The 20,544-nt window shown below is 54.4% G+C and carries 20 protein-coding genes; 7 read left to right on the top strand and 13 right to left on the bottom strand.

Features of this window, described 5'->3' with window-relative positions; genetic code table 11:
- Positions 1-1,822, top strand: a 1,822-nt coding sequence (locus ACLD4K_RS17195) for an autotransporter outer membrane beta-barrel domain-containing protein (RefSeq protein ID WP_411012213.1), incomplete at its 5' end; no start/stop codon positions are given.
- A 193-nt stretch (positions 1,823-2,015) separates the two neighbouring features.
- Entirely contained in the window at positions 2,016-2,186 is a 171-nt protein-coding gene (locus ACLD4K_RS17190; RefSeq protein ID WP_000472323.1) for a YhfL family protein, read from the top strand.
- 143 nt (positions 2,187-2,329) lie between these two features.
- On the opposite strand, the gene trpS is transcribed toward ACLD4K_RS17190, so the two are convergent.
- The 12 genes from trpS to ACLD4K_RS17130 all read right to left on the bottom strand — a co-directional run bounded on the left by trpS (position 2,330) and on the right by ACLD4K_RS17130 (position 12,615).
- Positions 2,330-3,334 carry a tryptophan--tRNA ligase gene (gene trpS, locus ACLD4K_RS17185; RefSeq protein WP_000165562.1) on the bottom strand — a complete coding sequence of 335 codons (1,005 nt, stop codon included), beginning with the start codon at positions 3,332-3,334 and terminating at the stop codon, positions 2,330-2,332.
- Positions 3,327-4,085: a phosphoglycolate phosphatase gene (gene gph / locus ACLD4K_RS17180; protein ID WP_411012212.1), complete on the bottom strand. Its 759-nt coding sequence runs from the start codon at positions 4,083-4,085 to the stop codon at positions 3,327-3,329. Before gph ends, trpS begins: the two co-directional genes overlap by 8 nt.
- Positions 4,078-4,755, bottom strand: coding sequence for a ribulose-phosphate 3-epimerase (rpe, locus tag ACLD4K_RS17175; protein WP_000816287.1), 678 nt, complete (start codon positions 4,753-4,755; stop codon positions 4,078-4,080). The genes gph and rpe overlap by 8 nt, the downstream gene beginning before the upstream one ends.
- A gap of 17 nt (positions 4,756-4,772) precedes the next feature.
- Positions 4,773-5,609: an adenine-specific DNA-methyltransferase gene (gene dam / locus ACLD4K_RS17170; RefSeq protein ID WP_000742132.1), complete on the bottom strand. Its 837-nt coding sequence runs from the start codon at positions 5,607-5,609 to the stop codon at positions 4,773-4,775.
- Positions 5,610-5,789: 180 nt separating this feature from the next.
- On the bottom strand, positions 5,790-7,067 hold the full coding sequence (damX, locus tag ACLD4K_RS17165) for a cell division protein DamX (protein ID WP_411012211.1): 1,278 nt from the start codon (positions 7,065-7,067) through the stop codon (positions 5,790-5,792).
- A gap of 97 nt (positions 7,068-7,164) precedes the next feature.
- Complete coding sequence (gene aroB / locus ACLD4K_RS17160) at positions 7,165-8,253, bottom strand: 3-dehydroquinate synthase (protein WP_000439824.1); 1,089 nt, start codon at positions 8,251-8,253, stop codon at positions 7,165-7,167.
- 56 nt (positions 8,254-8,309) lie between these two features.
- Positions 8,310-8,831: a shikimate kinase AroK gene (gene aroK, locus ACLD4K_RS17155; protein ID WP_000818621.1), complete on the bottom strand. Its 522-nt coding sequence runs from the start codon at positions 8,829-8,831 to the stop codon at positions 8,310-8,312.
- Positions 8,832-9,295: 464 nt separating this feature from the next.
- Positions 9,296-10,534 (bottom strand): DNA uptake porin HofQ, encoded by a 1,239-nt coding sequence (gene hofQ, locus ACLD4K_RS17150; protein WP_017441586.1) that lies wholly within the window; start codon positions 10,532-10,534, stop codon positions 9,296-9,298.
- Positions 10,449-10,850: a HofP DNA utilization family protein gene (locus ACLD4K_RS17145; protein WP_411012210.1), complete on the bottom strand. Its 402-nt coding sequence runs from the start codon at positions 10,848-10,850 to the stop codon at positions 10,449-10,451. Before ACLD4K_RS17145 ends, hofQ begins: the two co-directional genes overlap by 86 nt.
- Complete coding sequence (locus tag ACLD4K_RS17140) at positions 10,840-11,313, bottom strand: hypothetical protein (protein WP_411012209.1); 474 nt, start codon at positions 11,311-11,313, stop codon at positions 10,840-10,842. Before ACLD4K_RS17140 ends, ACLD4K_RS17145 begins: the two co-directional genes overlap by 11 nt.
- On the bottom strand, positions 11,297-11,836 hold the full coding sequence (locus ACLD4K_RS17135) for a PilN domain-containing protein (protein WP_000951390.1): 540 nt from the start codon (positions 11,834-11,836) through the stop codon (positions 11,297-11,299). Before ACLD4K_RS17135 ends, ACLD4K_RS17140 begins: the two co-directional genes overlap by 17 nt.
- On the bottom strand, positions 11,836-12,615 hold the full coding sequence (locus ACLD4K_RS17130; RefSeq protein WP_411012208.1) for a DNA utilization protein HofM: 780 nt from the start codon (positions 12,613-12,615) through the stop codon (positions 11,836-11,838). Before ACLD4K_RS17130 ends, ACLD4K_RS17135 begins: the two co-directional genes overlap by 1 nt.
- 120 nt (positions 12,616-12,735) lie before the next feature.
- On the opposite strand from ACLD4K_RS17130, the gene mrcA reads away from it, so the two are divergent.
- Positions 12,736-15,288 carry a peptidoglycan glycosyltransferase/peptidoglycan DD-transpeptidase MrcA gene (gene mrcA, locus ACLD4K_RS17125; protein WP_023237398.1) on the top strand — a complete coding sequence of 851 codons (2,553 nt, stop codon included), beginning with the start codon at positions 12,736-12,738 and terminating at the stop codon, positions 15,286-15,288.
- Between the two features lie 95 nt (positions 15,289-15,383).
- Here the strand turns inward: mrcA and nudE are convergent, their stop codons facing one another.
- Positions 15,384-15,947, bottom strand: a complete 564-nt coding sequence (gene nudE / locus ACLD4K_RS17120) for an ADP compounds hydrolase NudE (RefSeq protein WP_411012207.1) — start codon at positions 15,945-15,947, stop codon at positions 15,384-15,386.
- A 322-nt stretch (positions 15,948-16,269) separates the two neighbouring features.
- On the opposite strand from nudE, the gene igaA reads away from it, so the two are divergent.
- The 4 genes from igaA to hslO all read left to right on the top strand — a co-directional run bounded on the left by igaA (position 16,270) and on the right by hslO (position 20,450).
- On the top strand, positions 16,270-18,402 hold the full coding sequence (gene igaA, locus ACLD4K_RS17115) for an intracellular growth attenuator protein IgaA (RefSeq protein WP_000104092.1): 2,133 nt from the start codon (positions 16,270-16,272) through the stop codon (positions 18,400-18,402).
- A 64-nt stretch (positions 18,403-18,466) separates the two neighbouring features.
- Positions 18,467-19,135 (top strand): GMP/IMP nucleotidase, encoded by a 669-nt coding sequence (yrfG, locus tag ACLD4K_RS17110; RefSeq protein WP_001520508.1) that lies wholly within the window; start codon positions 18,467-18,469, stop codon positions 19,133-19,135.
- Positions 19,136-19,145: 10 nt separating this feature from the next.
- Positions 19,146-19,547, top strand: a complete 402-nt coding sequence (hslR, locus tag ACLD4K_RS17105; RefSeq protein WP_411012206.1) for a ribosome-associated heat shock protein Hsp15 — start codon at positions 19,146-19,148, stop codon at positions 19,545-19,547.
- 24 nt (positions 19,548-19,571) lie between these two features.
- Positions 19,572-20,450, top strand: a complete 879-nt coding sequence (hslO, locus tag ACLD4K_RS17100) for an Hsp33 family molecular chaperone HslO (RefSeq protein WP_001135571.1) — start codon at positions 19,572-19,574, stop codon at positions 20,448-20,450.
- The last annotated feature ends 94 nt before the right edge of the window (positions 20,451-20,544 follow it).

The following is a 20,544-nucleotide window of genomic DNA, read 5'->3' as shown; positions in this document are numbered from 1 at the left end:
TGGCGTCATTAACGGACAGGTCACTACCTCGAAAAATAATGGCGGCAGTAAAGCGATTAACGACGGCACCATCAACATTGATAAAACCAACAATGTGGCGATGTCCGCGCACGGCAGCGCGAAGATGGTCAATAACGGCACTATCAATGTAGGTACAGTAGGCACCACGCAAACCGGCATGGTCGGGATGCAGTTGGAATCCGATGCAAAATCCGATGCGGTGATCGAAAACAACGGTACCATCAATATTTACGCCAGCAACTCCTACGCCTTCAGCCAGTTGGGCAGTAACGGCCATATCGTCAACAACGGCACGGTCTACATTGATGACAACGTGACCGGCTCCGGATTTATCAAGCAGGACGGTAAAACCATTGAAGGCAGCGGCGAAAAAGGTGACGGTACGGAAGTGCATTACGTTGAATTCACTGCCCCCACGGAACCCACCATTACCGATGGCACGACAACCGTTACCACCAGCGACAGTGCAGATTCATCTGCCACCAACAACCTGTCGGGCTATGTGGTCGGCACCAGCGCTGATGGCAGCGCCGGTAAGTTGATGGTCAGCAATGCCAGCATGAATGGCGTGGAGATTAACACCGGTTTTACCGCAGGCACCGCCGACACCACCGTCAGCTTTGACAACGTAGTCGAAGGCAGCAACCTGTCTGACGCAGGCGCCATCCAGTCCACTACCGTGGTGTGGAACGCACAGGGAAGTACTGACAGCGACGGTAACGTTGACGTCACGATGACCAAAAACGCCTATGCCGATGTGGCCACCGACGCCAGCGTTTCTGGCGTGGCAAGTGCGCTGGACGCCGGTTACACCAACAACGAGCTGTACACCAGCCTCAACGTGGGTACCACCGCCGAACTGAACAACGCCCTGAAACAGGTGAGCGGCGCTCAGGCAACTACCGTGTTCCGCGAAGCGCGCATCCTCAGTAACCGCTTCAACATGCTGGCCGACGCCGCCCCGCAGATTAAAGACGGCCTGGCGTTTAACGTGGTGGCGAAAGGCGACCCGCGCGCGGAGCTGGGCAATGACACCCAATACGACATGCTGGCATTACGCCAGACGTTGGATCTCACCGCCAGCCAGAATCTGACGCTGGAGTACGGTATTGCGCGTCTGGATGGCGACGGTTCGAAAACCGCGGGCGATAACGGCCTGACCGGCGGCTACAGTCAGTTCTTTGGTCTGAAGCACAGCATGGCGTTTGATGACGGTCTGGCGTGGAATAACAGCCTGCGTTATGACGTCCACAATCTCGACAGCAGCCGTTTCGTCTCGTATGGCGATACCAACAAGGTGGCGGATTCCGACGTACGTCAGCAGTACCTTGAGTTCCGCAGCGAAGGGGCAAAAACCTTCACCCTGATGAGTGATACGCTGAAAGTCACGCCGTATGCCGGGGTGAAATTCCGTCACACTCTGGAAGATGGCTATAAAGAGCACAGCGCCGGAGATTTTAACCTGTCCATGAACTCTGGCAACGAAACGGCGGTAGACTCTATTGTCGGTCTGAAGCTGGATTACGCCGGGAAAGACGGCTGGAGCGCCACCGCTACCCTGGAAGGCGGCCCGAACCTGAGCTACAGCAAGAGCCAGCGTACAGCGTCATTACAGGGTGCGGCGGGTCAATCGTTCGGCATGGATGACGGTCAAAAAGGCGGCGGCGTTAATGGCCTGGCAACCATCGGCGTGAAATACAGCAGCAATGATACCGCGCTACATCTGGATGCCTACCAGTGGAAGGAAGACGGTATCAGCGATAAAGGCTTTATGCTTAACGTTAAGAAAACATTTCGTTAAATAAACGACATTATATAACACTAATACAGGCCGCTTATTATTAAGCGGCCTTTTTTAAATCATATTTACTGGTAAAGATGAAGTCCTTATTTGGACTACCTGCATGGTTTATTAATTGCTATCGTACTATACGCTAAATAGATCTTATATTTATTCCACCAGTAGTGTTTGTTTTATCAACAAGGATTTTGACATGTTCAAATTTGTAAAAATTGCCGTTGTGGCAGGGGTTCTGGCAACGCTCACCGCCTGTACTGGTCATATCGAAAACAAAAAAAATAACTGTAGCTACGATTATTTGCTGCACCCTGCAATTTCTATTTCTAAAATTATTGGTGGTTGCGGCCCGGCTGCCGATCAATAATAGAAACAACTGCGCAGATACAAAAAAACCGGGATTTCCCGGTTTTTTTACAGGTCTGATAAACAGTACGGCGCAGGTGCCTTGTCCAACTTACGCTCGTTTGTAGGCCCGATAAGCTCGCGCCATCGGGCAAGCAATAACCGTTACGGTTTCGCCACAAAGCCAATGGCTTCGTAAACGGCTTTCAGCGTTTCGGCCGCACGTGCGCTGGCTTTTTCCGCCCCGTCTTTCATCACCTTCTGCAAAAACGCTTCGTCGTTGCGGAAACGGTGATAGCGCTCCTGCAACTCAGACAGCATTCCGGAAACCGCCTCCGCGACTTCGCCTTTCAAATGGCCATACATTTTACCTTCAAACTGTTTTTCCAGTTCAGGAATGCTCTGACCGGTCACGGCGGAAAGAATATCCAGCAGGTTAGAGACACCCGCTTTCTCTTTCACATCATAACGCACTACCGGCGGCTCGTCGGAGTCAGTGACCGCACGTTTGATTTTCTTCACTACCGATTTCGGATCTTCCAGCAGGCCGATCACGTTATTACGGTTATCGTCCGATTTGGACATTTTCTTCGTCGGCTCCAGCAACGACATCACGCGCGCGCCGGATTTTGGAATAAACGGTTCCGGTACTTTGAAAATATCGCCATACAGCCCGTTAAAACGCTGGGCGATATCGCGGCTCAGTTCCAGATGCTGCTTCTGATCCTCGCCTACCGGCACCAGATTGGTTTGATACAACAGGATGTCTGCCGCCATCAGCACCGGATAATCAAACAGGCCGGCGTTAATGTTTTCCGCATAGCGCGCAGATTTATCTTTAAACTGCGTCATACGGCTCAGCTCGCCGAAATAGGTATAGCAGTTCAGCGCCCAGCCAAGCTGCGCATGTTCCGGCACATGGGACTGAACGAAAATAGTGCTCTTTTCAGGATCAATACCACATGCCAGGTACAGCGCCAGCGTATCCAGCGTCGCTTTACGTAGCTGCTGCGCGTCCTGACGCACGGTAATAGCATGTTGGTCTACAATGCAGTAGATGCAATGATAGTCATCCTGCATGTTTACCCACTGACGCAATGCCCCCATATAGTTGCCAATGGTCAATTCACCTGAGGGCTGTGCGCCACTAAAAACGATGGGCTTAGTCATTTTTTATTTCCTGGTTATCGCTATGCGGAAGCCCAAGTGCGGGCAAAAGATCGTTAAAACTGTCATAAATGACGTCCGGCTCGCTAAGGGCGATCGCTTCGCCATAATTGTAGCCGTATGTCAGGCCAACCGAAGGGCAGCCCGCCGCTTTTGCAGCCTGAATATCATTACGCGAATCGCCGACAAAAAGCATCTGCTCCGGCATCATGCCCAGTCGGCTTGCCACCAGCAACAGCGGCTCCGGATGCGGCTTCTTATTTTGCACATCATCGCCGCCGATAACCACACTAAAGTATTTGGCGATATCAAGCGACTCCAGCAACGGCGCGACGAACGGCGTCGGCTTATTCGTCACCAGACCTAATGACAATCCGCTGGCGTGCAGCGCGCCCAGCGTGTCGGCGACATGCGGAAATAAAAAGGTGCCTTCTTTTGCCACTTCGCCATAATACCTGTCGAACAGTTTACGCAGAATGCGTACCTGTTCCTCGGCAGGAATATCTTCATCAACGGGCGGTTTCCCCATCGTCTTACGCAGCGTGGCGCGCTCCTCGCGAGCCCAGGTCAGCGCGCGTTCCATCAATACGTCTGCGCCGTTACCAATCCAGGTAATCACGCGCTCCTCGCCCGCGACCGGCAGTTCCAGCGCATACAGCGCCATATCCACCGCCGCGGCAAGACCCGGCGCGCTATCCACCAGCGTACCGTCAAGATCAAAGGCGACGCCCCGAATATTCTGCAACTTATCCATGAGTTACCTTTGCCAGCTCACTGCGCATTTCATCAATCACTTTTTTGTAGTCGGGTTTATCGAAAATTGCCGACCCCGCAACAAACATATCCGCGCCTGCTGCGGCAATCTCGCCGATATTGTTCACCTTCACGCCGCCATCCACTTCCAGGCGAATGTCGTAACCGGACGCATCAATGCGGCGACGCACTTCGCGCAGTTTATCCAGCGTCTGCGGAATAAAAGACTGGCCGCCGAAGCCTGGATTCACGGACATCAGCAGGATCACATCCAGTTTGTCCATGACGTAATCGAGATAACTGAGCGACGTTGCCGGGTTGAATACCAGCCCCGCTTTACAACCGTGTTCTTTAATCAGTTGTAGCGTGCGGTCAACATGTTCGGAGGCTTCCGGGTGAAAGGTAATGATGCTCGCGCCAGCGGCGGCAAAGTCGGGCACGATACGGTCGACTGGCTTGACCATCAGGTGGACATCAATAGGCGCGGTAATACCGTATTGGCGCAGGGATTTCAGCACCATCGGGCCGATAGTCAGGTTCGGCACATAGTGATTATCCATGACGTCAAAGTGTACAACATCAGCACCGGCAGCCAGCGCTTTTGCGGTGTCTTCACCCAGGCGAGCAAAATCAGCCGACAGAATTGAGGGGGCAATCAAATACTGTTTCATCCGCTTCTCCTTGAGAATTATTTTCTTGCAGGCGTTGCGACTCCTGGTTGGTACAGAGCCAGCAGTTCATCCACCTTTTTACGTGTGCCGCCGTTGCTGCTTATACTGCGTCTAACTTTGACGACATGCAATTTTGCGAGTTGATACCACTCGCGTGTGAGCGCCGTATCATGGTTGGAAATGAGCACCGGTATCCGGTTACTGACCAGATTCTCAGCGATTTCCGCCAGATGCGCTTGTTGCGTCAGGCTAAAACTATTGGTGTGATACGCTGTGAAGTTAGCCGTGGCGGACAACGGCGCATAAGGCGGATCGCAATAGACCACCGATGACTTGTCCGCACGCGCCATACTGTCTGCGTATGACTCACAGTAAAAGAACGCATTCTGCGCTTTTTCTGCAAAGTGGTACAACTCCGCTTCCGGGAAGTAAGGTCTTTTATAACGACCAAACGGTACATTAAATTCCCCGCGTAAGTTATAGCGACAGAGTCCGTTATAACCGTAGCGGTTCAGATATAAAAACAGTACCGCCCGACGAAAGGGGTCCTGGCAGGTGTTGAACTCCTCACGGAGTTGGTAATAGACCTCAGCCTGGTTAGTTTCAGGCATAAACAGCTCGCGCGAAGCCTGTACATACTCGTCAGTACGTAACTTCACGATGTTATAGAGGCTAATAAGGTCGCTGTTGATATCGGCGAGGATATAACGAGAAAAGTCGGTGTTAAGAAACACCGATCCGGCACCCACAAAAGGTTCGACAAGGCACTCGCCTTTTGGCAAATGTCGTTTGATATCATCAAGCAGAGGGTATTTTCCCCCTGCCCACTTCAAAAAAGCGCGATTTTTTTTCATGCTGACTAACTAATTACACCTTCTCCGGCTGTGGAGAAAGCTCCGACAGCATCCTGCGCTTTAGGCTGTGCCGCGTTGCTTTACGGCGCATTTGACGGTAGCAAATGCGCCCCTCGCGCCTGTCCTGAACAAAAATAGCTGTCAGCGACACTCACAGGCAATTGCAGGACACAGCCTGGATTATTTCAGATCGGCCTGAACCTGATGCAACGGTTTTGCCCACGGGTTTTTCGCCTGCACATCGGCAGGTAAGGTAGACACCGCACGTTTAGCGTCTTCTTTCGAAGCATACATCCCCGTTACCAACACATACCACGGTTGTCCATTACGCGTTGTCTCGTATACCACATAATTTTTCAGATTCTCTTTCTTCGCCCAACCGTTCAGGTTGTCGTAATTTGAAGAACTACTGAGCTGCAATGTGTAGTGGCTGGATGGCGCGCTCTTTAACGCGCCAACGTTGCCGGCGCTTTTCCCGCCGCCTGCGACAGGCGTCGTCGAGGCTTGCGCTGGCTTCGCGGTTTGTACCGGCGCAGCACTTGCCGTCGCTGTCGGCGCAGCCGTCGTGGTGGTCGCTTTCGGCGTCGCGGCTGGCGCTGCCGGTTCCGTGCGTTTCACTGGCGCGACCGGTTTCTTCGGTTCCGCAGTCGTGGTTTTCGCCGTGGTCTGCGGTTTCTTAGGTTCAATGACGGCCTGTTTACGTTCCGGACGCGTGGTATGACGCTCAGCAGGTTCGCTAACCGCCGCCTGACGCGTCGTGCTGCCATTGCGAACTGGCGCGACGGTTGCAGGCTCTGTCGGCAACGTAGAGTTCACCGCAACATTGTTCATCTGCTCTGGATTCTGCGTCAGCGCATTATTCAGATCGCCCTGCACTTCCACGCGCTGCTGACCGTCAGCGACCACAGGCGACTGTCCCTGCGTCGGCGTTGAAGAAATCGGCGGCAACGAAATATCCTGCGACGTATTGCCCGCGGTTTGTTCTGCGGAGGTGGCGCCCGGCGCAGGCTGGGTCGCATTCGCCTGATCGGCGGCGTTACCGGAAAGATCGATACTCTTTTCGCCAGAGGCCGACGGCTCGCTGGAAGACGTTGAGGGGGCTTTCAGCGCGGAGCCGATACCGATAATCAATAGCAGCAGCACCAGCACGCCAACGCCCATCATCATGTACTGACGAGAGGCTGGCTTATGGGCCGCTTTTTTACACTTACGTGGACGGCGTTCAACACGCTCTTCATCCACCGTATCGTCTTCATCGGATTCGTACTCTTCTTCAACTTCAGGTTCTTCACTACGCGCTTTACGCGTACGCGTCGGACGGCGATCGTCGGCATCCAGATCAACGTCATCAAAGTTGATCTGCGGCTCATTATCGCGTTCTGAAGATTGACGAGAACGACCAGTACGACGATCGCTGGGATCGGGTTTCAGCTCGTCTTCTGGTTTGAATTCATCCATTTAACACCCCACTCAAAGGTTAATGCTTACGACATTGCACATAACCTGAAGCTAAAAGACTGACAGCTACGCAATATCAGTCTGACCTTTCTTGTTGTTACGCCTGCTGACAGTCAGCAATCGCGCTAAGAACGACTTCGTGCGACACTCCGCCGCGCACTTCACTTTTCCCTATGGCCAGCGGAAGCACTAAACGCAGCTCCCCCGCTAACACTTTTTTATCTCGCAGCATGTGCGGCAAATAGTCCTGCGCGGACATCTCGCAAGGGCCATTGACTGGCAGCCCGGCCCGTTCGAGTAGAGCGATGATGCGCTGCGTATCAGCAGAACTGAACTGCCCCAAACGCTCGGATGCGCGCGCAGCCATCACTATACCTGCGGCAACGGCTTCACCATGTAACCAATTGCCATATCCCATTTCCGCTTCAATGGCGTGGCCAAAGGTATGTCCAAGATTCAGTAAAGCACGTAAGCCCGCTTCACGCTCGTCGGCGGCAACAACTTCGGCTTTCAGCTCGCAACAACGACGAATACAGTACGCCATCGCCGGGCCGTCCAGACGCAATAGCGCATCCAGATTACCCTCAAGCCAGGTGAAGAAGTCCGCGTCAAGTATAATGCCGTATTTGATCACCTCTGCCAGTCCCGATGCCAGTTCGCGTGCGGGAAGCGTTTTCAGGCAATCAAGATCGACGACCACAGAAGCGGGTTGATAAAACGCGCCAATCATGTTTTTGCCAAGGGGATGGTTGACGGCGGTTTTCCCGCCCACGGAAGAATCAACCTGCGACAGTAAGGTAGTTGGCACCTGGATGAAACGAACGCCTCGCTGGTAGCTGGCCGCCGCAAAACCGGTGAGATCGCCAATTACGCCGCCGCCAAGCGCGACCAGCGTGGTATCACGACCATGCGGTTTTTTCAGTAACGCCGTAAACACCGTATCCAGCACCGTCAGGCTCTTATACTGCTCGCCGTCAGGAAGAATCACGCTGTCTACGTTAACGCCCGCCCGTTCGAGTACGCCGCGAACCTTGTCCAGATAAAGCGGCGCCAGGGTTTCGTTGGTCACTAACATGACCTGATCGCCTGATTTCAGCGGCAAGAATGAAGCTGGTTCGTTAAACAAACCAGCCGCGATGGTGATCGGGTAACTACGTTCCCCGAGAGTGACTGTAATCCTCTCCATGACGCGACATCCACCTTAGTTACTTGTGCCCGCTTACCCAGCGTATTCTGCTTGAATTAGTTGCTTTCCAGCATATGAATAATCTGGTTTGCCACAACCTTAGCGCTTTGATCGTCGGTACGAATGGTGACGTCGGCAATCTCTTCGTACAGCGGATTGCGTTCGTTAGCCAGCGCTTCCAGAACTTCGCGAGGCGGTGCTTCAACCTGCAACAGCGGGCGTTTTTTATCACGCTGCGTGCGCGCCAGTTGTTTTTCGATGGTCGTTTCAAGGTAGACCACGACGCCACGCGCGGAGAGACGGTTACGCGTTTCACGCGATTTTACAGAGCCACCGCCGGTTGCCAGCACAATACCCTGTTTTTCCGTCAATTCGTTGATAACTTTTTCTTCACGATTACGGAAGCCGTCTTCACCTTCAACATCGAAGACCCAGCCCACATCAGCTCCGGTTCGTTTCTCAATCTCTTGATCAGAATCGTAAAATTCCATATTGAGTTGTTGAGCTAACTGGCGCCCAATAGTGCTTTTTCCGGCACCCATAGGCCCAACCAGAAAGATATTGCGTTTCTCTGCCATTTTTTCGGTACTACTAAGACTATTCGTTAATGGTAAACCCGCTTCACAGACACCCAGCGCAGCAGGACATGAACTGAAACCTCATAAGATATTGCGAGAGTCAGACTGAAAATTATCTCAATACTCAAGCGGGTTTGGCAACTGAATAAATCACCAAGCCTGATTGTTGCAAAACCCGAGTTAGCGTTGCCGGATGGCGACCAGAACAACATATCCGGCCTACAAATTGCTCTACTTTCAAACAATTGTGCGCAATCCGCAGAACCAATACGTCTGCATCAGCGGACATTCAGCCGTTTATCATCGGTCTTATGCACACCTTCGGCAAGGCAAAGCGCATTAATCAATGCGTCAGCAACGAAAAGCACGACTCTCAAATCGGTACTCCTTGTATGCTAAATACATCCGCACGTCAAATCCCGCAGATGCGTTCAGTGCAAAAACAGCGCTTTTTTATGCATAAATTATTCTGTCGCCACCAGTCTGGGGGTGATAAACACCACTAATTCGCGTCGCTCGTCCTCTTTACCGTCATGGCGGAAGAGCTGACCAAGCCAGGGAATATCCCCCAATAGCGGCACGCTATCGCTACCCGATTTATTTTTTCGCGAAAAAATACCGCCCAGCGCCAGCGTCTCGCCGCTTTTTACCTCTACCTGCGTTTCAATTTCCTGTTTATCTATCGCCAGCACTTCACCGTCAGCCTGTTGTAGTACCTGACCGGGAACATTCTGGCTGATATGTAACTTCAGGCGGATGCGCCCTTTTTGCAAAACGGTGGGCGTCACCTCCATTCCCAGCACCGCTTCTTTAAATTCCACGGAGGTCGCGCCGCTTTCGCCGCTGGAAACCTGATAAGGAATTTCGCTGCCTTGCTTGATACTGGCTGGCTGCAGATGCGAAGCCAGCAGCCGGGGGCTGGCGATAATATCCAACTGCTGCTTTTGTTCCAGCGCTGATAGCTCTAAATCCAGCAGGCGTCCGTTAATGCGCCCGATGTTAAACCCGACGCGTGAGGTGGCGGCGGCGACGGATAAATCACTGGAAAGCGTCGTCACGTCACCCACCGCGCCCGCTTGCGTCGCGTCAGCCAGCGTCCACTTTACGCCCAGTTCCCGTAGACTCTTTTCGTTAATGGTGACGATATGCGCCGCCAGCTCCACCTGCGCCACCGGCAGATCCATTTGCGATACCCATTTTTCCAGCTCCGCCAGGGCCGCGCGGTTATCGCGCAACAGCAGGCGGTTGGTGCGCTTATCGACCATGATGGTTCCCTTCGCGCTCAGGAGTTTCTCGCCCGCTTTCGCCAGTTCGCCGGCATCGGCGTATTGCAGGCTAATGCTGCGGTTTTCCAGCGGTAAATTAGCCTGAAGCCTTAACCGCTCGGCATCCTGCCGCGCACTGTGTTCTTTCTGCCAGGCCTGTGAATGAACATGGAGAATATTCCCCTCCTGACGCAGCACCAGCCCCGCGCTATTGACCACCGTCTGCAGCGCCTGTTTCCACGGCACATCCGTCAGATGTAGCGATAATGTCCCGCTGACGTCCGGCGACACCACCAGATTCTGCCGCTCCTGTTCGGCTAAAGCCTGCAAAACCTGCACCACAGGGACGTCGTCAACCACCAGCGTCACTTTCGCCGCTTTTCCCGCCTGCGCGGCGGGCATCAAGGCTATCAGTATTATGGCTATCCATCGCTTCATTGCCCGCTCCCTGACGTAGCCACCGCCACTGCGGCGGCGCACAATTTTTACCGGTCGTTAACGTTAAGGCCTCCGCCGTCAGGCGGACAATCGTCCAACCGTTTTCCAGCGTCTGCCCTTCTTCCACTCGTTGCCATTTTTGCTGACTGTCTTTAAGAATGCCTGTCCATCGCTCGCCTTTACGCACCGCGCCCTGATACCGCCACTGCGCGAGTTCCGCTATCCGGCAACGATCTTCCGGCGGGCGGAAGGGATCGCGCATTCCCGTCAACGTCAGCAAACAAAAACAGAGCAATACACTGCGGCTAGCCTTCATTCGCCAGACGCTCCAGTTGCAGCGTTATCAATAATTCCGCCCCCTCTCTACGCAATGAAAACCGACTTACGCTCATCTCGCTTTCGGCCAACCGAACAAACAGCGACGGCACCGCATCCCAGGACGTTTTCAGCGCCATTTCGCCCCCCTGCGCCGATGGCTGCCAGTGCAGCAAACGCAGAGGAGGCGCCTGGAAATCTAACGGCGAAAAAGGACGCGGATTTTCAACGGTGCGCCCGAAAAGCGGTTCAGCCGCGACGCTCAGACGGCGCAGATGACGCCACTGTTGCCGGGCGGCCTCGCGCTGCTGGCTTAACCGCGTATGTTGCGTATCCAGCGTCTTCCAGCCGGGATAGCCCACAGATAACGCGACCGTCAGCGTCAGGCACAGCACCCCTACACACCAACAAAAAACCCGACCACGGCGCGACATCCCGTACCAGATATCAAAGAGCGCGTTCACGGGCGGCGCTCCTCGTTAACTGATAATGGAACTGCCAGCGCCCTTGCGCATCCTGCCGCGTGGCGCCCGTGCGGTTTAGCGGAAAACTGACATAGTGACGAAGCGATGTCTCAAGCGTGAGCAGGGCGTCAAACGTTCTCGCCAGCCCTTCCAGCTCTAGCGTCTCTTGCTGATAATTGAGGCTTGTCAGCCATGCCTGTTCTGGCAACAGGTTGGCAAGGTCAGTCAAGATAGATTGCCAGGCTTGCGTCAGTTCACGCTGCGCCTGACGTTGTAATCGCGCCTGTTGCTGTCGCTGACGCTGCTGCAACTGCGGTATGTTCGCCGCAAGCGCCGTCGTGCGTCCGTTTTCCGCCGTCAGTAGCAGTTCATTAATCCTCCCCTCCTGCCAAAAAACCAACCGGGCGATCGTCGCGAGGCTTGCTATCAGCAGCAGGGACGCGCCCCATACCACGCACCACAGCCGCAGACGCGCTACATAATGTTGGCGCCGCCAGGGGAGCAAATTGACAGAATGCGCCATCAGCGTATCTCCCCTATGGCTAAACCCAGCGCAATCGCAAAGCGATAACCGTCCGGCGGAACCGGCGGTTGGCGGACGGTAACGGCGCGCCAGGGGTCGAATTCGCCTTCGGCGCATAACGAAATATGTTCCGGCACGACGGATAACGTCGCGGCAAGGTCATGCAGCGTCGTCGCCTCGCGCGCCGATTTACGCCCCCACGCATAGCGCGTCGCCCACAGCCACTGGCTCTCATCGCGCCAGACCAGACATTGCCGCCCCGAAGGTATAAACGGCAGCAAGCGCTGTAACGCGCAGGCATCGGGCGTTACAGCAGCGATGCGCACATTGAGCGTTTGCGCCAGCGTTAACAGCGCTGAAATTTCTTTGCTTTGCACGGCGGTAACGTTGAACGCGGGGCTCAGCGCATCATCCTGAAAGTCGAAACGCAATAAGTCCGGATCCATATCCAGCTCACGCGCCATCGTTTGTGAAAGCCATGCGATTTGCTCACGTTCCCGCAGCCGCATCGGCGGATGTGGAAAAGCGCGTTGCAATGTCCGATTTGCGGGAAAAGAGAGATAAATACGGTGACGTAGCGGCAGCTCGCGGCTCCAGGGGCGCAGTACGTGAGCCAGCGATTGCGGGTCAGGAATCGTACCCTCTGCCGTGGAGGCGTTCATCAGCGGCAGTCGCCACCAACGTTGCAGGGACCAGCCCGATGCGCCGCGAATAACGGCGATGGCCAGCGCTTCATGCTGCTGAATATGCAATCCTATTTGCCAGGTTTTAAAAGCCATAACGGTCGATCTCCTTATCACCCGTCGCGTTAACGGGTATATCAATGCGTCTGGCTTGCCTTTATACTACCGCGCGTTTGTTTATAAACTGCCCAAATGACACTAAATGGGAAATCTCCAGTGAAGTTCGTAAAGTATTTATTGATCCTTGCAGTATGTTGCATCCTGCTGGGAGCAGGCTCGATTTATGGCCTTTATCGCTATATTGAGCCGCAGCTACCTGACGTCGCGACATTGAAAGATGTGCGTTTGCAAATTCCGATGCAGGTTTACAGCGCGGATGGCGAACTTATCGCGCAATATGGCGAAAAACGTCGTATTCCCGTTACGCTCGATCAAATTCCGCCGGAAATGATCAACGCCTTTATCGCCACCGAAGATAGCCGCTTTTATGAGCATCACGGCATTGACCCGGTAGGTATTTTCCGTGCGGCCAGCGTCGCGCTCTTCTCCGGTCACGCATCGCAGGGAGCAAGTACCATTACCCAGCAACTGGCGCGAAACTTCTTCCTTAGCCCCGAACGCACGCTGATGCGCAAGATCAAGGAAGCGTTTCTGGCGATTCGTATTGAGCAGTTGCTGAATAAAAATGAGATCCTCGAACTCTATCTGAACAAGATCTATCTCGGCTACCGCGCCTATGGCGTTGGCGCGGCGGCACAGGTCTACTTTGGTAAGACGGTCGACCAGCTTAGCCTAAGCGAAATGGCGGTTATCGCCGGGCTACCTAAAGCGCCTTCTACCTTTAACCCGCTCTACTCGATGGATCGGGCGATAGCGCGCCGTAACGTAGTGCTTTCGCGAATGTTAAGCGAGGGATATATCACTCAGGCGCAGTACGATCAGGCCCGTAGCGAACCTATCGACGCAAATTATCACGCGCCGGAAATCGCCTTCTCCGCGCCTTATCTGTCGGAAATGGTGCGCCAGGAAATGTATAACCGTTATGGCGAAAGCGCCTACGAAGATGGTTATCGTATTTACACGACCATCACCCGCAAAGTGCAGCAGGCCGCGCAACAGGCGGTGCGTAATAACGTGCTGGACTATGACATGCGCCACGGTTATCGCGGCCCGGCGAATGTGCTATGGAAAGTGGGCGAAACGGCGTGGGACAGTAAAAAAATTACCGATACGTTAAAAGCGTTGCCGACCTACGGACCGCTGCTTCCCGCCGTGGTCACCAGCGCTAATCCGCAAGAGGCGACCGCTGCGCTTGCCGACGGTACGTTCGTTTCGCTACATATGGAAGGAATGCGTTGGGCGCGGCCTTACCGCTCGGATACACAGCAGGGGCCGACGCCGCGTAAAGTTACCGATGTCGTCCAGACAGGTCAGCAAATCTGGGTTCGTCAGGTGGATAACGACTGGTGGCTGGCGCAGGTACCGGAAGTGAACTCCGCGCTGGTTTCGCTTAACCCGCAAACTGGCGCGGTACTGGCGCTGGTCGGCGGTTTCGATTTTAATCAGAGTAAATTTAACCGCGCGACGCAAGCTTTGCGTCAGGTGGGGTCGAACATCAAACCGTTCCTCTACACCGCCGCAATGGATAAAGGGCTGACGCTCGCCAGTATGCTCAACGATGTGCCGATTTCCCGCTGGGACGCCGGGGCAGGTTCAGACTGGCGTCCGAAAAACTCCCCGCCGCAGTACGCCGGACCGATTCGTTTACGCCAGGGGCTGGGGCAGTCGAAAAACGTGGTGATGGTACGCGCCATGCGCGCCATGGGCGTCGACTATGCGGCGGAGTATCTGCAACGCTTCGGCTTCCCGGCGCAGAATATCGTGCATACCGAATCGCTGGCGCTGGGCTCCGCCTCCTTCACGCCGATGCAGGTTGCGCGCGGTTATGCGGTGATGGCGAACGGCGGTTTCCTGATCGACCCGTATTTCATCAGCAAGATTGAGAACGATCAGGGCGGCGTGATCTTCGAAGCGAAACCGAAAATCGCCTGCCCGGAGTGCGATATCCCGGTCATTTACGGCAATACGCAGAAATCCGACGTGCTGGAAAACACCAATGTGGAAGAGGTCGCAGTTTCGCAAGAGCAGCAAAACAGCGCCGTACCGATGCCTGAGCTGGAACAGGCAAACCAGGCGCTGGTCGCGCAAAACGGCACGCAGGAGTACGCGCCGCATGTGATCAATACGCCGCTGGCGTTTCTGATCAAAAGCGCGCTGAACACCAATATCTTCGGCGAACCCGGCTGGATGGGTACCGGCTGGCGTGCGGCGCGCGACCTTAAACGTCGCGATATCGGCGGCAAAACCGGTACGACCAACAGCTCGAAAGACGCATGGTTCTCCGGCTATGGTCCTGGCGTCGTCACTTCCGTATGGATCGGCTTTGACGATCACCGCCGTGATTTAGGCCGCACCACCGCTTCCGGCGCGATCAAAGATCAAATCTCCGGCTATGAGGGCGGCGCGAAGAGCGCGCAACCTGCATGGGACGCCTATATGAAAGCCGTGCTGGAAGGCGTGCCGGAACAGCCGCTAACGCCGCCGCCGGGCATTGTCACGGTGAATATCGACCGCAGTACCGGACAACTGGCGAGCGGCGGTAACAGCCGTGAAGAGTATTTCATCGAAGGCACGCAGCCGACACAACAGGCGGTACACGAGGTGGGAACCACCATTATTGATAATGGTGAAACACACGAACTGTTCTGATCAAAAAAGGCGCTCCGGCGCCTTTTTTATTGTGTTTAGCGGATGACGGCGAACGGGGAGACGAACTTTCCGTTGGCTTGATCAACGCCGCGCCATCAGGCAATTCGTCCCTGCGCTTTCAACCACTCGCGTACCAGAAACAGCGCGCTGACGTTGCGGGCCTCGTTAAAATCGGGGTCTTCCAGCAGATCCATTAAATGCGCCAGCGGCCAGCGTACCTGCGGCAATGGCTCAGGCTCGTCGCCTTCCAGCGACTCCGGATAGAGATCTTCCGCCACCACGATATTCATTTTGCTGGAAAAATAAGAGGGCGCCATGCTGAGTTTTTTTAAGAAGGTCAGGTTATGCGCGCCAAACCCGACCTCTTCTTTGAGCTCCCGGTTCGCCGCTTCAAAAACGGTCTCGCCCGGGTCGATCAATCCTTTCGAGAAGCCCAGCTCATAGGTTTCGGTTCCCACCGCATACTCACGAATAAGAATCAGATGCTCATCAACGATCGGCACAATCATTACCGCCTCACGGGTTGATGGTCGCATACGTTCATACACGCGACGCACGCCGTTGCTGAACTCCAGATCCACGCTTTCTACGTTAAACAGTCGGGATTGTGCGACGGTTTCCACTTTCAGAATGGTGGGTTTTTGTAATGATTTGCTCATTGTGAGAATCTTTGCAGTGTAATCTGTGGTCATTGTGCGACATACCGCACGGTTTCGGCAATGCGAATTGCCGTTTATTTACATTTATGTAACGTAATAAAAATTACTTCTTATTTCAAATTAAAAGTCAATAGGTTGAAATAACTCCAGGAATTTGCTGATATTCCGTTTTTGGTGGTATTGCTATGATTTGCCTTCACTGGGATGCGCTTTACAATGCTCAAGTTCAACTCCACGCTTGCCGATAGCCAACCACAGAAAAATGTTTATTGGACAGGGTGCGACTGACCACGCCTGACAGACTTAGTAAGATGGGGAAAGCATGAGCACCATTCTGATTTTTATAGCTGCTTTGCTGGCCTGCTCTCTACTGGCAATATGGCGGTTCCGGGTAAAGTCCAGACGAGGGAGCTTACCGTGGATCAGCGCCTTTCAGGACGCGCAAACGCGTAAACTGTTGCCCGAAGAGCGCAGCGCGGTAGAAAACTATCTCGATAACCTTAGCCAGATCCAGCAAGTTCCGGGGCCGACAGGCGCCAGTGCTGCGCCCATCTCGCTGACGCTGAACGCGGAAAGCAACAGTGTCGTGATACTGACCCACTCCATCACCCGCTACGGCATTACCACTGACGATCCTAATAAATGGCGCTACTACCTCGACTCCGTCGAAGTCCATCTGCCGCCTTTCTGGGAACAGTACATCAATGATGAAAACAACGTTGAGCTGATCCTCACGGATACGCTGCCGCTGGTGATCTCTTTAAACGGCCATACGCTGCAAGAGTATATGCAGGAGTCGCGCGGCTACGCGCTACAGAATACGGCCTCTACGCAGGCGTCGATTCGCGGCGAAGAGAGCGAGCAGATTGAGCTGTTGAATATCCGTCAGGAGACCCACGAAGAATATGCGCTCAGCCGCCCGGCTGGCTTGCGCGAAGCGTTGTTAATCGTCGCCTCCTTTTTGTTATTCTTTTTCTGTCTGATAACGCCAGACGTTTTTGTTCCGTGGATGATAGGCGGCGCGATCCTGCTGCTGGCAGCCGGACTTTGGGGACTTTTTGCGCCGCCGTCGAAAAGCGCGCTGCGGGAAATTCACTGTCTGCGGGGAACGCCCCGCCGCTGGGGACTGTTTGGGGAGAATAATCAGGAGCAGATTAACAATATTTCGCTGGGCATCATCGACCTTATTTACCCTGCTCACTGGCAACCCTACATTACGCAGGATCTTGGGCAACAAACGGATATTGATATTTACCTTGATCGCCATGTCGCCCGCCAGGGCCGATTTTTATCCCTGCATGATGAAGTGAAAAACTTTCCGTTGCAGCACTGGTTACGCAGCACTGTTATTGCTATCGGTTCGCTGCTGGTGTTGTTTATGCTGCTGTTCTGGATCCCGCTGGATATGCCAATCAAGTTCACGCTATCGTGGATGAAAGGCGCGCAAACCATTGAAGCGACAACGGTAAAACAGCTTGAAAAAGCTGGCGTGCGGGTGGGCGATACGCTGCACCTGAGCGGTAAAGGAATGTGTAATATTCATTCCGGCGCGACCTGGAGCGGGCAGTCTAACTCACCGTTTATGCCGTTCGATTGCTCGCAAATCATCTGGAATGACGCGCCTGCGTTACCGCTACCGGAATCAGACCTGGTGAATAAAGCGATGGCGCTAAGCCAGGCGGTAAATCGTCAGCTCCATCCAAAACCCGAAGACGACTCGCGCGTCAGCGCATCTTTACGCTCCGCGATCCAAAAATCGGGCATGGTATTATTAGATGACTTTGGCGATATTGTTCTGAAAACCGCTGATTTGTGCGCGGCGGAAGACGAGTGCGTGCGCCTGAAAAATGCGCTGGTTAATCTCGGTAACAGTAAGGACTGGAACGCGCTGGTGAAACGCGCGAACGCTGGCAAACTGGACGGCGTCAACGTACTGCTACGCCCCGTAAGCGCAGAGTCGCTGGAAAATCTGGTCACGACCTCAACGGCGCCGTTTATTTCTCGCGAGACCGCGCGTGCCGCCCAGTCGCTGAATAGCCCCGCTCCCGGCGGATTCCTGATCGCCAGCGATGAAGGCAGCGAACTGGTTGATCAGGCCTGGCCGTCAACGCCGCTGTATGACTATCCCGCGCAGGAACAGTGGAGCGCCTTCCAGCGTCTGGCGCAAACGCTCATGCAGACGCCATTTAGCGCCGAGGGCATTGTCACCAGCGTGTATACCGATGCCAACGGCACGCAGCATATCAGCCTGCATCGTATCCCCGATAAATCCGGCTGGTGGCGTTACCTCGGCACCACGCTGCTGATGCTGGCAATGATAGTGAGCGCGGTCTACAACGGCATTCAGGCGTTCAGACGTTATCAACGCCACCGTACCCGTATGGCGGACATCCAGGAATACTATGAAAGCTGCCTCAATCCCAGGTTAACCGTCTCTCCGGAAAATCTCATCTGATAGCGCCGCCGTGCGACAGGGTATGCTACCCTGTCGCGCAAATTGCGTTACCCTGGAGTTCCCCATGCATATTGATATTGACTGGCAAAACGTGGATACCGTTTTGCTGGATATGGACGGCACGCTGCTCGATCTCGCGTTCGATAACTATTTCTGGCAAAAGCTGGTACCGGAAACCTACGGCGCGCAGCAGGGTATTTCGCCGCAGGACGCGCAGGAATATATTCGTCAGCAGTATCATGCCGTACAGCATACGCTAAACTGGTACTGTCTGGATTACTGGAGCGAGCGTCTGGGTCTGGATATTTGCGCCATGACGACGGCGCAAGGACCGCGCGCCGTTTTGCGCGACGATACCGTACCGTTTCTGAATGCGTTAAAAGCCAGCGGGAAACGTCGGATTCTGCTCACCAATGCGCATCCACATAACCTGGCGGTGAAGCTGGAGCATACCGGTCTGGCCTCACACCTTGATTTATTACTTTCCACCCACACATTTGGTTATCCCAAAGAGGATCAGCGGTTATGGCGCGCTGTCACTGAGGAAACGGGAATAAGCGCAGAGAAAACGCTGTTTATCGATGACAGCGAACCGATTCTCGACGCCGCCGCCCGGTTTGGTATTCGCTACTGTCTTGGCGTGACGAATCCTGATTCCGGTCTGGCGGAAAAGCACTATACGCGCCATCCGTCCCTGAACGACTACCGCCGTCTGATCCCCTCGCTGATGTGAAGGAGACGCCATGAAAGAAAAGTCCTCCGTTGAGGTCAGACTGGATAAATGGCTGTGGGCCGCGCGTTTTTATAAAACCCGCGCGCTGGCCCGCGAGATGATTGAAGGCGGTAAGGTGCATTACAACGGCCAGCGCAGTAAGCCGAGCAAAATCGTCGAGCTGAACGCTACCCTTAGCCTGCGTCAGGGAAATGACGAACGGACGGTGATCGTTAAAGCCATCACCGAACAGCGCCGTCCGGCCAGCGAAGCCGTCGCTCTGTATGAAGAGACGGCGGAAAGCGTGGAAAAACGCGAAAAAATGGCGCTGGCGCGCAAGCTTAACGCCCTAACCATGCCGCATCCGGACAGGCGACCGGACAAGAAAGAGCGCCGCGACCTGTTACGATTTAAACACGGCGACAGCGAATAACTGTCACCCGCAAGAGAGATGATTATGCCGCAACATGACCAATTACATCGTTATCTGTTTGAAAACTTTGCCGTTCGCGGCGAGCTGGTGACCGTTTCGGAAACCTTGCAACAGATCCTCGACAATCATACCTATCCGCAGCCGGTGAAAACCGTACTGGCCGAACTGCTGGTCGCCACTAGCCTGCTGACCGCAACGCTGAAGTTTGCCGGTGACATTACGGTACAGCTCCAGGGCGACGGGCCGTTAAGCCTGGCGGTGATCAATGGCAATAATCAGCAGCAGATGCGCGGCGTGGCTCGCGTTCAGGGCGACATCCCTGACAATGCGGATCTCAAAACGCTGGTTGGCAACGGCTATCTGGTGATCACCATTACGCCGGAAGAGGGTGAACGCTATCAGGGCGTGGTGGGTCTGGAAGGCGATACTCTGGCGGCGTGCCTGGAAGATTACTTCCTGCGCTCCGAGCAGTTGCCGACGCGTCTGTTTATCCGTACCGGCGATGTCGACGGTAAACCGGCGGCAGGTGGAATGTTGCTCCAGGTGATGCCGGCACAGAACGCGCAGGCGGAGGATTTCGACCATCTGGCCATGTTGACGGAAACCATTAAAAGCGAAGAGCTGCTGACGTTACCGGCAAATGACGTGCTATGGCGTTTGTATCACGAAGAAGAAGTCACGCTCTACGATCCGCAAGATGTTGAGTTCAAATGCACCTGTTCACGCGAACGTTGCGCGGGCGCGCTGAAAACATTGCCGGATGAAGAGGTGGACAGCATTCTGGCGGAAGAAGGCGAAATCGATATGCACTGCGATTACTGCGGCAATCATTACCTGTTCAATGCGATGGATATCGCGGAGATCCGTAACAACGCCTCTCCTGCCGATCCACAGGTTCATTAATCGCCTTTCAGTCGACAACATCATTGCCTGATGGCGGCGCTTATCTGGCCTACAGCATCCCGCTCCGTAGGCCGGATAAGGCATTTATGCCGCC

It is taken from the genome of Salmonella sp. 741265055_HSA, from assembly GCF_046569525.1.
Taxonomy (GTDB): domain Bacteria; phylum Pseudomonadota; class Gammaproteobacteria; order Enterobacterales; family Enterobacteriaceae; genus Salmonella; species Salmonella enterica.
The sequence above is the reverse complement of the archived record's forward strand: the minus strand, read 5'-3'. Positions and strand labels throughout refer to the sequence as shown.

What these genes read in the sequence shown, in the direction of transcription:
- damX (WP_411012211.1), bottom strand. Translation starts at nt 7,067, where the DNA reads ATGGATGAATTCAAACCAGAAGACGAGCTGAAACCCGATCCCAGCGAT.
- aroB (WP_000439824.1), bottom strand. Translation starts at nt 8,253, where the DNA reads ATGGAGAGGATTACAGTCACTCTCGGGGAACGTAGTTACCCGATCACC.
- ACLD4K_RS17145 (WP_411012210.1), bottom strand. Translation starts at nt 10,850, where the DNA reads ATGAAGGCTAGCCGCAGTGTATTGCTCTGTTTTTGTTTGCTGACGTTG.
- hslR (WP_411012206.1), top strand. Translation starts at nt 19,146, where the DNA reads ATGAAAGAAAAGTCCTCCGTTGAGGTCAGACTGGATAAATGGCTGTGG.
- hofQ (WP_017441586.1), bottom strand. Translation starts at nt 10,534, where the DNA reads ATGAAGCGATGGATAGCCATAATACTGATAGCCTTGATGCCCGCCGCG.
- yrfG (WP_001520508.1), top strand. Translation starts at nt 18,467, where the DNA reads ATGCATATTGATATTGACTGGCAAAACGTGGATACCGTTTTGCTGGAT.
- igaA (WP_000104092.1), top strand. Translation starts at nt 16,270, where the DNA reads ATGAGCACCATTCTGATTTTTATAGCTGCTTTGCTGGCCTGCTCTCTA.
- ACLD4K_RS17135 (WP_000951390.1), bottom strand. Translation starts at nt 11,836, where the DNA reads ATGGCGCATTCTGTCAATTTGCTCCCCTGGCGGCGCCAACATTATGTA.
- dam (WP_000742132.1), bottom strand. Translation starts at nt 5,609, where the DNA reads ATGAAAAAAAATCGCGCTTTTTTGAAGTGGGCAGGGGGAAAATACCCT.
- gph (WP_411012212.1), bottom strand. Translation starts at nt 4,085, where the DNA reads ATGGATAAGTTGCAGAATATTCGGGGCGTCGCCTTTGATCTTGACGGT.
- nudE (WP_411012207.1), bottom strand. Translation starts at nt 15,947, where the DNA reads ATGAGCAAATCATTACAAAAACCCACCATTCTGAAAGTGGAAACCGTC.
- trpS (WP_000165562.1), bottom strand. Translation starts at nt 3,334, where the DNA reads ATGACTAAGCCCATCGTTTTTAGTGGCGCACAGCCCTCAGGTGAATTG.
- rpe (WP_000816287.1), bottom strand. Translation starts at nt 4,755, where the DNA reads ATGAAACAGTATTTGATTGCCCCCTCAATTCTGTCGGCTGATTTTGCT.
- ACLD4K_RS17190 (WP_000472323.1), top strand. Translation starts at nt 2,016, where the DNA reads ATGTTCAAATTTGTAAAAATTGCCGTTGTGGCAGGGGTTCTGGCAACG.
- hslO (WP_001135571.1), top strand. Translation starts at nt 19,572, where the DNA reads ATGCCGCAACATGACCAATTACATCGTTATCTGTTTGAAAACTTTGCC.
- aroK (WP_000818621.1), bottom strand. Translation starts at nt 8,831, where the DNA reads ATGGCAGAGAAACGCAATATCTTTCTGGTTGGGCCTATGGGTGCCGGA.
- ACLD4K_RS17130 (WP_411012208.1), bottom strand. Translation starts at nt 12,615, where the DNA reads ATGGCTTTTAAAACCTGGCAAATAGGATTGCATATTCAGCAGCATGAA.